Origin of the sequence: Exiguobacterium sp. UBA7533 (assembly GCF_002479335.1) — a bacterium.
Lineage (GTDB): Bacteria > Bacillota > Bacilli > Exiguobacteriales > Exiguobacteriaceae > Exiguobacterium_A.
Genome location: NZ_DLMP01000001.1, coordinates 290,941 through 303,693, shown reverse-complemented (window position 1 = coordinate 303,693; position 12,753 = coordinate 290,941). Strand labels below are relative to the sequence as shown.

At 48.3% G+C, this 12,753-nt stretch carries 13 protein-coding genes and 1 other annotated feature; of the genes, 12 read left to right on the top strand and 1 reads right to left on the bottom strand.

Translation table 11 applies throughout. The features are described 5' to 3' along the window. Nucleotides 1–3: 3 nt before the first annotated feature. The 3 genes from B2U10_RS01575 to B2U10_RS01565 are packed head-to-tail and all read left to right on the top strand — an operon-like array spanning nucleotide 4 to nucleotide 2,948. Entirely contained in the window at nucleotides 4–1,131 is a 1,128-nt protein-coding gene (locus B2U10_RS01575; protein ID WP_035406543.1) for a cysteine desulfurase family protein, read from the top strand. A gap of 16 nt (nucleotides 1,132–1,147) precedes the next feature. Beyond that, nucleotides 1,148–2,269 carry a tRNA 2-thiouridine(34) synthase MnmA gene (gene mnmA, locus B2U10_RS01570; RefSeq protein WP_029342234.1) on the top strand — a complete coding sequence of 374 codons (1,122 nt, stop codon included), beginning with the start codon at nucleotides 1,148–1,150 and terminating at the stop codon, nucleotides 2,267–2,269. A gap of 13 nt (nucleotides 2,270–2,282) precedes the next feature. Next, nucleotides 2,283–2,948, top strand: coding sequence for a tetratricopeptide repeat protein (locus tag B2U10_RS01565; RefSeq protein ID WP_058703823.1), 666 nt, complete (start codon nucleotides 2,283–2,285; stop codon nucleotides 2,946–2,948). A 47-nt stretch (nucleotides 2,949–2,995) separates the two neighbouring features. On the opposite strand, the gene B2U10_RS01560 is transcribed toward B2U10_RS01565, so the two are convergent. Then, nucleotides 2,996–3,544 (bottom strand): VOC family protein, encoded by a 549-nt coding sequence (locus tag B2U10_RS01560; protein WP_290785229.1) that lies wholly within the window; start codon nucleotides 3,542–3,544, stop codon nucleotides 2,996–2,998. A 116-nt stretch (nucleotides 3,545–3,660) separates the two neighbouring features. On the opposite strand from B2U10_RS01560, the gene B2U10_RS01555 reads away from it, so the two are divergent. The 9 genes from B2U10_RS01555 to udk all read left to right on the top strand — a co-directional run bounded on the left by B2U10_RS01555 (nucleotide 3,661) and on the right by udk (nucleotide 12,746). Further along, a complete protein-coding gene (locus tag B2U10_RS01555; protein ID WP_290785227.1) occupies nucleotides 3,661–5,886 on the top strand; it encodes an ATP-dependent RecD-like DNA helicase in 2,226 nt (741 codons plus the stop codon). Between the two features lie 42 nt (nucleotides 5,887–5,928). Then, nucleotides 5,929–6,139: a binding site (T-box leader), on the top strand. 57 nt (nucleotides 6,140–6,196) lie between these two features. After that, nucleotides 6,197–8,839 carry an alanine--tRNA ligase gene (gene alaS, locus B2U10_RS01550; RefSeq protein ID WP_290785225.1) on the top strand — a complete coding sequence of 881 codons (2,643 nt, stop codon included), beginning with the start codon at nucleotides 6,197–6,199 and terminating at the stop codon, nucleotides 8,837–8,839. 34 nt (nucleotides 8,840–8,873) lie between these two features. After that, nucleotides 8,874–9,143 carry an IreB family regulatory phosphoprotein gene (locus tag B2U10_RS01545; protein ID WP_029342229.1) on the top strand — a complete coding sequence of 90 codons (270 nt, stop codon included), beginning with the start codon at nucleotides 8,874–8,876 and terminating at the stop codon, nucleotides 9,141–9,143. After that, entirely contained in the window at nucleotides 9,140–9,562 is a 423-nt protein-coding gene (gene ruvX / locus B2U10_RS01540; protein ID WP_056062458.1) for a Holliday junction resolvase RuvX, read from the top strand. The genes B2U10_RS01545 and ruvX overlap by 4 nt, the downstream gene beginning before the upstream one ends. Nucleotides 9,563–9,577: 15 nt before the next feature. Next, nucleotides 9,578–9,865, top strand: coding sequence for a DUF1292 domain-containing protein (locus B2U10_RS01535; RefSeq protein ID WP_023468909.1), 288 nt, complete (start codon nucleotides 9,578–9,580; stop codon nucleotides 9,863–9,865). Beyond that, nucleotides 9,852–10,145 carry a DUF1292 domain-containing protein gene (locus B2U10_RS01530; protein WP_023468908.1) on the top strand — a complete coding sequence of 98 codons (294 nt, stop codon included), beginning with the start codon at nucleotides 9,852–9,854 and terminating at the stop codon, nucleotides 10,143–10,145. The genes B2U10_RS01535 and B2U10_RS01530 overlap by 14 nt, the downstream gene beginning before the upstream one ends. A 78-nt stretch (nucleotides 10,146–10,223) precedes the next feature. Continuing rightward, complete coding sequence (gene mltG / locus B2U10_RS01525; RefSeq protein ID WP_035406563.1) at nucleotides 10,224–11,372, top strand: endolytic transglycosylase MltG; 1,149 nt, start codon at nucleotides 10,224–10,226, stop codon at nucleotides 11,370–11,372. 71 nt (nucleotides 11,373–11,443) lie between these two features. Then, nucleotides 11,444–12,082, top strand: a complete 639-nt coding sequence (locus B2U10_RS01520) for an O-methyltransferase (RefSeq protein WP_081780346.1) — start codon at nucleotides 11,444–11,446, stop codon at nucleotides 12,080–12,082. A 16-nt stretch (nucleotides 12,083–12,098) separates the two neighbouring features. After that, nucleotides 12,099–12,746, top strand: coding sequence for a uridine kinase (gene udk, locus B2U10_RS01515; RefSeq protein WP_035406565.1), 648 nt, complete (start codon nucleotides 12,099–12,101; stop codon nucleotides 12,744–12,746). Nucleotides 12,747–12,753: the final 7 nt, after the last annotated feature.

Genomic DNA, 12,753 nt, shown 5'->3' with positions numbered 1-12,753 from the left:
CGAATGAATTACTTTGACCATTCGGCGACGACGCCGATGCGTCCGGAAGTCCTTGAGGCGATGACGCCTTATTTGCTCGAACAGTATGGTAACCCATCGAGTGTCCATGCGGCTGGTCGGTCTGCTCGTGCAGCGATTGACAAAGCACGGCGGCAGATCGCACAAGAATTGAACGCGAAACCAACCGAACTGATTTTCACAAGTGGTGGAACGGAGTCGGATAACTATGCCATCTTCGGTGCGGCAGAGGCAGCGCGTGAAAAAGGACGTCATCTCATTACGACACGTTTTGAGCATCATGCCGTGCTCCGCGCCTTCGAAGAGCTCGAAAAACAAGGCTATGACGTCACGTATCTTGATGTACCAACGACAGGCGTCGTCTCATTGGATGCCTTGCAAGAAGCTGTCCGGGAAGATACGACACTTGTCTCGATCATGTTCGGCAACAATGAAGTCGGGACGATCCAGCCGATTGCGGCAATTGGTCAATTCTTACGGGAACGCGGTATTTTGTTCCATACGGACGCGGTGCAAGTGTTCGGAAAACAAGCAATTGATGTCGAAGCGTTACAGGTCGATCTTTTATCCGCGTCTGGTCATAAAATCAATGGTCCAAAAGGAATCGGGCTATTATATGTACGGACAGGTGTGAAATTAGCGACGCAGACGTATGGCGGAGAACAGGAACGCAAGCGTCGCGCTGGTACGGAGAACGTACCAGGAATCGTCGGTTTAGCGAAAGCGCTCGAACTGATGATCGCAGAGCGCGATCAACAGCAGGACCACATCAAACAACTGCGTAGCGTTTTGCTAACACGCTTGGATGAAAGTGGCGTCACTTACGAAGTCAACGGTGTTGAAGGATTGCCGAATGTCCTCAATCTTTACTTCCCGCAAATTGAAATCGAACCGTTCTTGATCATGCTTGATATGCGCCAGATGGCTGTATCGAGCGGGAGTGCATGTACGGCAGGATCCGTCGAGCCTTCGCATGTCTTGTCGGCGATGTATGGTGAAGATGAACGGACACGGGCATCGGTTCGGATCAGTTTTGGTCACGGAAATGAGCTCGCGCAAGTCGAACTACTCGCACAAGCCTTGCAAGATGTCGTAAAATCGTTTCAGAATTAACTAAGAGGTGAAATGAATGAATACACGAGCGAAAGCCCCGAGTGAAACGACAGTCGTCGTTGGGATGTCGGGCGGTGTCGATTCGTCTGTGACGGCTCATTTATTAAAAGAGCAAGGCTATAACGTCATCGGGATCTTCATGAAAAACTGGGATGACACGGATGAGAACGGCTTTTGTACGGCGACGGAAGATTATGAAGACGTCATCGCCGTAGCCAATCAAATCGGCATTCCGTATTATGCGGTCAATTTTGAAAAAGAGTACTGGGATAAGGTCTTCACGTACTTCCTCGATGAATATAAACTCGGTCGGACACCGAATCCAGACGTCATGTGTAACAAGGAAATCAAGTTCAAAGCCTTCCTCGATCACGCGATGCGTCTTGGTGCCGATTTCGTCGCGACAGGCCATTATGCACGTGCTGTTTATGAAGATGGAGAACATAAATTGCTTCGTGGTGTCGATGCAAACAAGGATCAAACGTATTTTTTGAATCAATTGTCGCAAGAGCAAATCGCGAAGGCGATGTTCCCAATCGGTCACATGGAAAAATCAGAAGTGCGCCGGATCGCAGAAGAAGCGAACCTTGCAACAGCTAAGAAAAAAGACTCGACCGGTATTTGCTTCATTGGCGAGCGGAATTTTAAACAGTTCCTCGGTCAATACCTACCGGCACAACCCGGTGAGATGCGGACGCTTGACGGCAACGTCATGGGTCGTCACGATGGATTGATGTACTATACGATGGGGCAACGCCACGGGCTTGGTATCGGTGGCGACGGAGAACCTTGGTTCGTCGTCGGAAAAAACCTAAAAGAGAACATTCTCTATGTCGATCAAGGATTCCATAACGAATTATTGTATTCGGAAGGATTACTTGCTTCAGATGTCAGTTGGACATCTGAACGTCCAGTCGGTGAGACATTCCGTTGCACAGCGAAATTCCGTTACCGTCAACAAGATACAGCCGTCACGGTTCGTGTCCTTGAAGATGGACTCGATGTTTCGTTTGACGAACGTCAACGGGCGATCACACCAGGACAAGCGGTCGTGTTCTATGATGGAGACATCTGCCTCGGTGGTGCGACAATCGATGCAGCCTATAAAGCAGGCGAACGCCTCGCTTATTTAGCGTAAGGAGCAAAAGAAGATGAACTATAATGAAGTAGGGTTCCGGCATCTGGAAGCTGGAAATTATGAATTAGCAGCGCAAGCTTTTAATGATGCGATCGAACAAAACCCAAAAGATCCGACAGCGTACGTCAATCTTGGAACATTACTCCAATCGATGAACGACGCTGATCGTGCCCTTCGTTTTTATGACCGGGCACTGATGATTGATAATACGTTTGCGAGTGCCTATTATGCGAAAGGCGCTCTGTTCTTTGCTGCAGATCAACTCGTCGAAGCAGAGGAATCATTGCGCGCGGCGTTATTGTACGGACTTGACGACGCGGATCTCCATTTCATGCTAGGGATGACGTATCAAAAACTCGGTGATCCAGTCCGCGGGTTGCCCCGTTTACAGCGTGCGTCAGAACTAAACGGTGTAGATATCGAGATCGCATTCCAATACGGACTTGCCTTAGCGCAAAACGAGAAGTTGGAAGAAGCGGTCGAGATGTTCGAGCACGTCTTGATGCTTGACGAAACGCATACAGATGCACGATACAATTATGCGATTGCTCTTGCCTTCCTCGGTCAACAGGAAGCCTGTTATGCAGAACTTGAAGCCGTTCTTGCCTATCAGCCGGAACACGCGCTTGCACGAGATGCAAAAGCGAAGATGGATGCGTTATTAAAACAAGCAGATTGATCTAAAAAAAGACGATTCCAGGCGGAGTCGTCTTTTTTGTATGGTATTTAATTCCCGATTTCACGGATGACACGAAGCGGAGGTCCGGAAAAGTCTTCATAGGCTTCATCCATGTTTTTCGTATACAGTTCGATGACGTTATTTTCTGTATCCTTGAAATAAGCGGAATACTCTTTTTGGTTCGAGGTCTCCTGTTCATCCCATTCTCTTAGCTTCACGGTGATTGAAGCTTCCCGAAGCTGATTTAAGGCTTGCTGGAACTCGTCTTTCTCAACGTAAAAGGCACAGTGGACATGTACCCCGCCTTCATCGTACAACGTATCCCATTCGGAGACCGGTAAATGTTTAACGGTTCGTTCTTCCATCGTGAAGTCCCGTTTCAGCCAAAGACCGAGTCGGGTGTTGCCGCCAATGTAGAGCCACGTTGCCCAGACCCCATCTTGTTTAGATTGTTCTTTGCTCGGCTCAGCATCCTCAGGTGCCCATTGCTCGACAATCGGAATACCAAGTGTCTCATTCCAAAAACCAAGGGCGCGATCCATATCCTCGACTTCAAGTACTAATTCACACAATCCTGCAATCGGTAAACGTGCCATCCTTGAACTCCTCCTCTTAACGAAATGTTTCACGTTATCTTTCCCTGATTTAAAATCTGGTAAACGAATGCTATGATGAAAGCAGCGAATGAAAAAGAGAGAAAGAAGGTGGAGTGATGGAGCACCCCCATCAAGTCGTCGGGCGCGTCAAACGTGTGCTCTTTTCTTCTGAAGAAGAAGCACACTCCATTGTACTGGTCGCCGTCAAAGAAAAGAACTTTGAATTAAAAGAAACCGAGCTCGTCATTACGGGTACAGGAGTCGGAATCGAACTCGGAGGAACGTATCAAGCATTCGGTCGTCTCATTGATCATCCTCGCTTCGGAAAACAACTGAAGGCGGAGCTGATTCGCCGATCGGTTCCGATGACCAAACATGCGACGATCCGCTTCTTGACGAATGGTTCGTTCACCGGCATTGGTCCGAAAACAGCGAAAAATATCGTCGATGCTCTTGGAGAAGACGCAGTGGATCTCATTTTGAAAGATGAACGGGTACTGAATCAGGTGCCTGGGTTGAAACAAAAACAAGCCGACATCATATTGAATCGACTCGCCACGTTATACGGTGTCGATCAGTTGATGCTGTTCTTAGCACCGTTTGATGTCACACCGAAGCTAGCGGCAAAGATCTATGCCGCGTACGAGGGCGACGCCATGGCACGGATTCGGGAGAATCCGTATTCCTTGATGTATGAAGTAAACGGGATCGGCTTTAAGACAGCCGATCATATTGCCGCGCACCTCGGACTTGTCGGGCTACATCCAGAGCGTGTCGCTGCTTCGATCATGCATATATTAGAACAAGAAGCGGGCGAGGGACATGCCTTCGCGACGGTCGACTCTCTGTTGCAACGGGCACCCCGTCTGCTAGGGGAAGATCCGGGAGAGCGGCTGGAACAAGCGATCGAACTGTTGCTCGCTGAAGATAAGGTCAAGCTTGAAGAAGGTTGCTTGTATTTACCGACGATCTTTTATGCGGAAGTCCGAGCGGCGAAGGAGCTAGCACGCGTCATGGCAAACGGTGCCGAACAGGAAGTCGATGTCGCGACGATTCTTGAAGCAATCGGGCACCTCGAAGAACAGTTTGGCATGGAATATGCCGCGCAACAGCGAGAAGCGATCGAGTTAGCGGTCAAAGCGCCGCTGATGGTCTTGACTGGTGGACCGGGTACCGGTAAGACGACTGTCATCAAGGGAATTTTGCATGCGTTGCAAGAAATTCATGACTGGCCGCTTGAGAAGAGTCGCGTCAAGACAGGGGATGTCTATCCATACGTCCTTGTTGCACCAACGGGACGTGCCGCTAAACGTCTATCGGAAGCAACAGATGTACCGGCGATGACGATTCACCGTCTCTTAAAGTATGACGGAACGAACTTCCAACTGAATGAGGATCAGCCGATCACGGGAAAAGTACTGATCATCGATGAATCGTCGATGATTGATATCTACTTGTTATCGAGTTTGCTTCGCGCCGTCCCGAATGGCATGAAGATCTTGTTCGTCGGTGACCGCGATCAATTGCCATCCGTCGGTCCAGGACAGGTGCTGGCAGACTTGATGGATACGGAAGGAATTCCCGTCGTCCGTTTGAACGTCGTCCATCGTCAAGCAGAAGATTCTTCGATATTGCGTCTTGCGCACGATTTGAAGAACCGGACGACGTCTGCTGATTTGTTATCACCACTTGCGGATCGCCGCTTCTATACTGCGTCTCCGCAAGAGACGTTACGGGGCATCTCGGCCTTCGCGGAAAAAGCACTCGCAAAAGGCTACTCGAAATTCGATGTACAGGTCCTCGCGCCGACCTACCGGGGTCAGGTCGGGATCGACGAATTGAATGTCGCCTTGCAACGCGTCTATAACCCGGAGGAACCGAAGAAACGGGAAGTCAAACAAGGAACGCGGATTTACCGGACCGGGGACAAGATTCTCCAGCTCGTCAACAATGCGGAAGAAAACGTCTATAACGGAGATATCGGCGAAATCGTCAATATCTTCTTCGCTAAAGAGAATGTCGATAAAGTCGATAAAATCATCGCCCGGTTCGATCAGACGGAGGTCGAGTACAACCGGAGTGACTGGGATCAATTCACGCACGCCTATGCGATTACGATCCACAAAGCGCAAGGATCTGAGTTTCCGATCGTCTTGATGCCGGTCTATTTCACGGGGGCGTTCAAACATTCCCGAAATTTAATTTATACGGCAGTTACTCGGGCAAAATCGAGTTTGTTATTATTCGGTGATCCGCGTGCGTTCCATAAAGCGTCGCAAGAAGAGGAACCCCGGCGCCGAACACGATTGATCGAACGACTCGGTGGGGTGACAAAGACTTGACGGATGCTGTTCGATAGGTAATAATCACGATAGATGAATGGACGTAACACGTTGATGGAAGATAAGTAAAAGGAAAACTCGAGTCCAGAGAGAAGTGAGTCTGCTGCAATCACTTTCTCGAGTCCCTTTGAAGCTCCTTCCGGAGTCGGGTGTAAACACCTGCGGGTCATCCCCGTTATCAGATGTTCGAGGTAGGCAATAGGTTGCTTACGAACGAGGGTGGTACCACGGAAGCGATGCTTTCGTCCCTTTTCAGGGATGAAAGCATCGCTTTTTTGCGTCCAAATAAAACCAATGGAGGTAACTGTTCATGAAAGCTCTAAAACCATTAACGGGTGCACAAATCCGTCAGATGTATCTTGATTTCTTCCAAAGCAAAGGGCATGCGATCGAACCGAGTGCTTCACTCGTGCCGGTCGAGGATCCATCGCTCTTGTGGATCAACTCGGGTGTTGCAACACTCAAGAAATATTTTGATGGTCGTGTCATTCCTGATAATCCACGTATCGTCAACGCACAAAAATCAATCCGGACGAACGATATCGAAAACGTCGGGAAAACAGCGCGTCACCATACGTTCTTCGAGATGCTTGGAAACTTCTCTGTCGGTGATTACTTCCGTGAAGATGCAATCAAATGGGGTTGGGAACTCTTGACGAGTGATGACTGGTACGGTCTTGACCCAGAACGTCTTTCGGTCACGATTCATCCGGAAGATGATGCAGCGCGTCAAATCTGGCTTGAACTCGGTGTACCGGCTGAGCGGATCATTCCGCTTGAAGATAACTTCTGGGAAATCGGTGAAGGTCCATCTGGTCCGAATACGGAAATCTTCTTCGATCGTGGTCCAGCTTTCGGAGACGATCCGAACGATTCAGAACTTTATCCAGGTGGCGAAAACGAACGCTATCTCGAGATCTGGAATATCGTCTTCAGTCAGTACAACCACGACGGACACGGCAACTACACGGAACTTCCGCGTAAAAACATCGATACTGGGATGGGACTCGAACGGATGGCGTGTGTCATGCAGGACGTGCCGACGAACTTCGATACGGATCTGTTCATGCCGATCATTCATAAGACAGAAGAAATCAGCGGCAAGATCTACCGTGATGATTCGAAACTTGATGTAGCATTCAAAGTCATCGCAGACCACATCCGTACTGTATCATTTGCGATCGGTGATGGTGCTCTTCCTTCGAATGAAGGACGTGGATATGTCCTTCGTCGTTTACTACGCCGTGCGGTTCGTTATGCGAAAATGCTTGGGATCGAACGTCCGTTCATGTATGAACTCGTTGATACGGTCGGGAACGTCATGGTTGACTTCTACCCACAAGTTCCGGAAAAAGCGGACTTCATCAAACGCGTCATTAAAAACGAAGAAGAACGTTTCCATGAGACGCTTCATGACGGTCTTGCAATCTTGAACACGGTGGCTCAGAATTCTAAAGCAAACGGTGAGCACGTCATCAGTGGCGAAGATGCGTTCCGTCTGTATGACACGTATGGTTTCCCACTCGAATTGACAGTTGAGTATGCGGAAGATCATCAGATGTCTGTTGATGAAGAAGGCTTCAAACAAGCGATGGACGCGCAACGTCAACGTGCGCGGGCAGCACGTGAAGAGAGCGGTTCGATGCAACAACAATCGGAAGTCCTCTCGACACTAAAAGATAAAAGTACGTTCGTCGGCTATACCGACCTTAAGGCGGATGCAAAAATCATCGCATTGTTGCATGATGGAGAACGAGTCACAGAAGTGGCTGCTGGTGAAGAAGCGCAAGTCATTCTCGATATCACGCCGTTCTACGCTGAAAGTGGTGGTGAAGTCGCGGATACAGGAACAATCGAAGGCAAAGACTTCGTTCTTGATGTCAAAGATGTTCAAAAGGCACCAAACGGTCAAAACTTGCATACGGTCATCGTCCGTACAGGAATCGCAACGGAAGCGGCGGATGTCGTTGCAAACGTCGAAGCAGCAGAACGTAAAGCCGTCACGAAAAACCATACAGCAACACACTTGCTTCATAAAGCATTGAAAGACACGCTCGGAACACACGTCAACCAAGCGGGATCACTTGTTTCTCCAGAACGTCTCCGCTTCGACTTCTCACACTTCGGTGCCGTGACACAAGAAGAGTTGACAAAAATCGAACAAGACGTCAACCAAGCGATCTGGGCATCATTACCAGTTGATATCGAAGAGATGAACATCGCTGATGCAAAAGCAAAAGGCGCGATGGCATTGTTCGGTGAGAAGTACGGGGAAACGGTCCGTGTCGTCTCAGCAGGCACATACTCGATCGAGTTGTGTGGCGGAATCCACGTCGGAAACACTGCAGAGATCGGTCTGTTCAAGATCGTCTCAGAGTCTGGGATCGGTGCAGGTACACGCCGAATCGAAGCCGTGACAGGTGCAGGCGCGTATCGTGTGATGAATCAACACTTAGAAACACTCGAACAAGCAGCAGCTGTCTTGAAAACGAAAACGACGGAAGTTCCGGTCCGTATCGAAGCACTGCAACAACAACTTCGTGAGACGGAACGGGCGAACGAATCGTTGCAAGCAAAACTTGCGAACATCGAAGCTGCTTCACTAAAGGACGATGTTGAGGAAATCAACGGCGTACGTGTGCTTGCGAAACGTGTCGACGTCTCAGATATGGATGCCCTTCGCGGTATGATGGATGAGTTGAAGAGCTCACTCGGATCAGCAATCATTGTTCTCGGTAGTGCGCAAGGTGAAAAAGTCAATCTCGTCGCAAGCGTTTCAAAAGATTTAATCGACCAAGGCTATCATGCTGGTAAATTGATCAAGGAAGTCGCAACACGCTGCGGTGGTGGCGGTGGCGGTCGCCCTGACATGGCTCAAGCTGGTGGGAAAGATGCGTCGAAATTAGAAGAAGCACTCGCGTACGCTTCACAATACGTGCAATCACTGGCATAATAGAAACGTAGTGTATATGAAAGAGGTGATGAACGTGAGTCAGATGGATCAAACGATGAAATTCAACTTTCCAGAAGACGATAACAAAGCAGCGACACGGGATGTGTTGTTGACGGTCTATCATGCTTTAGAAGAAAAAGGATATCATCCGATCAACCAAATCGTCGGCTATCTCCTATCTGGAGATCCTGCTTACATTCCTCGTCATAATGACGCACGTAACTTAATTCGTAAGATTGAACGTGACGAATTGCTCGAAGAACTCGTGAAATCTTATTTGGCGGAGAGTGGAAATTCAAAATGAAACGTGCAATGGGACTAGACGTCGGTTCGAAGACGATCGGGGTAGCGGTCAGTGACTTGATGGGCTGGACGGCGCAAGGTGTCGAGACGGTCAAGTGGACGGAACCGGATTACCCAGAAGCCTTCAAACGGCTCGATGTCATCATGGAGACATACAATGTCGAAATCCTAGTCATTGGTCTTCCGAAAAACATGAACGGTTCCATCGGTCCCCGTGCGGAGGCGAGTGAAGCCTTTGCGAAGGAAATCGAACAGCATACTGGGCTTGAAGTCGTCTTCATGGATGAACGGTTGACGACGATGCAAGCAGAACGGATGCTGATCGATGCCGATGTCAGCCGCAAGAAACGAAAACAAGTCATCGATAAGATGGCTGCCGTCATGATCCTGCAATCGTATTTGGATCGGGCGAATCGATGAAGGGGGGAGAAACCGATGGCTGAAGAAAAACGTCAGTATCTCTTTCCAGATGAAGAGGGCGGCGAACATCTTTTCGAAGAATGGTACCGTTACTCAAGTGAACGGACAGGAAAAACCTATCTATTTCTTGAAATGATCGGTAACCCTGACGAAGGAGCGGATGATCTAATCATCTGCGAGATCGATGAATATGGAGAAGGCGAAGATGATTTTGAATTGAGCCTGATCGATGAAAATGATGAGCAAACTTGGGATGAACTCGAGCTTGCGTTAAAGGAGCGGATCACTGATGCAACAGAATGAGCCAACACGTTACGTAATTCCGGACGGCGAAGGAAATGATTTCGAATTCGTAGAACGTCTGCGTTATGAAAGCCCACGTTCGAGCAAGACATACATCTTCCTCGAGCCAATCGGAGCAGATTATGACGAAGCAGAAGAAGTCGATATCTTCGTTTACGAACTCGACGAATACGGTGATGGAGACAACGACTTCAACCTCGTACCAATCGACGAAGACGATACAGCGACTTGGGATGAAATCGAAGAAGTCTTTAACACGCTCGAAGATCAGTTAGACTAACCCGACTCATGACAGGTGACGTCGTAAGAGACTTTCTCTTACGGTGTCACCTTGTTTTAAGAGAAGAAGGAGGAACCGATGGAGAACGAATGGAAGCAAAATGCTGAAATCGAAAAAAGGCGACGCCGGACATCACGCCGGATCACGCTGATCATCCTTTCTGTATTGTTGACGATTTTTCTAGTTACCAGTGCGGTCATCTATGTCTTTTTGAAAAATGCGCTTGAACCGGTCGATGAAGCAGCGACGAAATCCGTCAAAGTCGAAATTCCTTTAGGCGCAGGAACGAGTACGATCGCGTCCTTACTAAAGGAAAAAGATTTGATTGCAAACGAGACGATTTTCCGTTATTACGTCCGTTATAAGAATGAATCGTCATTCCAGGCGGGTACATATACCCTGTCACAAGCCATGTCCCCGGATGAAATCATCAATGAATTGAAAACGGGAACGGTCATGAAGGCAGCGGATGTGAAAATCACGTTACCTGAAGGCATCACGATGGATCGTCAAATTGATTTAATCGCGAAAGCGACGAAGTTCAAAGAAGAGACGATTCGTAAAGAATTGACGGATGCGATGTTCATCGATGCCATGATTGAAAAATATCCGATGTTGACGGATGAAGTGAAGAAGAATGGCGTCTTGTACGCACTTGAAGGATATCTCTTCCCAGCAACGTATGAGTTCGATAAAGGAAAAAGCATTGATCAAATCGTCGAGACGATGCTCGACGAGACAGAAAAAGTCTACGATGAAAATGAGGATGCCATTCGAAAGTCAGGCATGACCTTCCATGAAGTGCTCAGTCTCGGTTCAATGGTCGAGCGTGAAGCCGCGACACCGAAGGATCGTCGTGAAATCGCAGGCGTCTTCAAAAACCGTTTAGATGATGGCATGAAACTTCAGTCGGACCCAACGGTTTGGTATGGCACAGGCGAGAATACGGCATTGACGACGCTGAAGGATCTTGAGAATAACTCGAAGTACAATACGTATAAGTACGAAGGAATTCCGATTGGTCCGATTTCAACGGTCAGTAAGGATTCCGTATTAGCTGTCTTGAACCCGAATAAAACAAAATATGTCTATTTCTTCGCCCGTCCACCAAGTGATACACATCCACGAGGACAGATTCTTTACGAAGAGACATATGAAGAACATCAACGAAACGTCGTTAAGTATAAACCGGAATGGGTGGAATACGAAGCGAGTAAAGAGCAATGAGCAACGGGTTGGGTTGAAGCGGAAATGACGCTTCAAGTCAACCTGTTTATGCGGAAGAGGGAGTGAATGGCGTGAAGGATTTCACGACCTATGTCGAATCGATGATTCATCCTCGTGATGCCCTACTAGAAGAAATGGAGCGTTATGCGGAAGAACATCATATACCGATCATCGAGTTGACCGGTTCCGAAGTCTTGTTGTCGCTCCTGCGATTACAGCAACCGAAGCGTATTTTAGAAGTCGGAACAGCAATTGGTTATAGTGCGATCCGGATGGCACGCGCGTTACCGGATGCGCGTATTACGACAATCGAACGGAATGCAAAGCGGTATGAAGAAGCAAAAACCTTCATCGCCCGGTCAGATGTGGCGGATCGGATTGACATCATTTTTGGTGATGCAGTAGAATTAGCCGAAACGCTTGAAGACCAGTTTGATGCAGTCTTCATCGATGCAGCTAAAGGACAGTATAAAAAATTCTTTGCGGGATATGGGCGACTCATTCCAGAGGGTGGCGTGCTTTATACGGACAATCTCTTCTTACACGGAGATGTCCTTGAGCCTGACCCGAAGACGTTCGATCGAAGAAGACGTCGGCTCGTGCGTCTCGTCAAAGAATTCACGGTCTGGATGATGGAACAAGAACAATATGATACGACGATTTTTCCGCTCGGTGACGGTGTATCCGTCAGTCGGAAAAAGTCGAAATGATGGAGGAACGAATGACATGCAAAAACCGGTAGTAATAGGCGTAGCGGGCGGAACGGGTTCAGGGAAGACGACGGTGGCACGTTCACTTGTCGATGCGTTCCCAAGCGAATCAATCGTCATGATTGAACAGGACGCATACTATAAAGACCAAAGTGAATTATCAATGGAAGAGCGATATCAGACAAACTATGATCATCCATTTGCTTTCGATAATGGTCTTTTGATCGAACACATTCAAGCGCTCCGCGAAAACATTGCCGTTGAAAAACCGGTATATGATTATGTCGCACATACACGTGCTCAAGAAACGATTCGTCTCGAACCACGTGATGTCATCATCGTAGAAGGAATTTTAGCGCTTGAAGACGAACGGTTACGGGAACTAATGGATATTAAGGTGTTCGTCGATACGGATGCGGACGTTCGCATTCTTCGTCGGATGCAACGTGATATCAACGAACGTGGGCGTTCAATTGATTCTGTCGTTGAGCAGTACACGAATGTCGTCCGTCCCATGCATCTACAGTTCTGTGAACCGACAAAACGTTATGCGGATATCATCGTACCAGAGGGCGGCGAAAACCACGTGGCAATCGATTTACTCGTAACGAAAATCCGAGCGATCCTTGATTATCGTTCGGCACTTGATCAAAGAGGATATTGATTCCAAA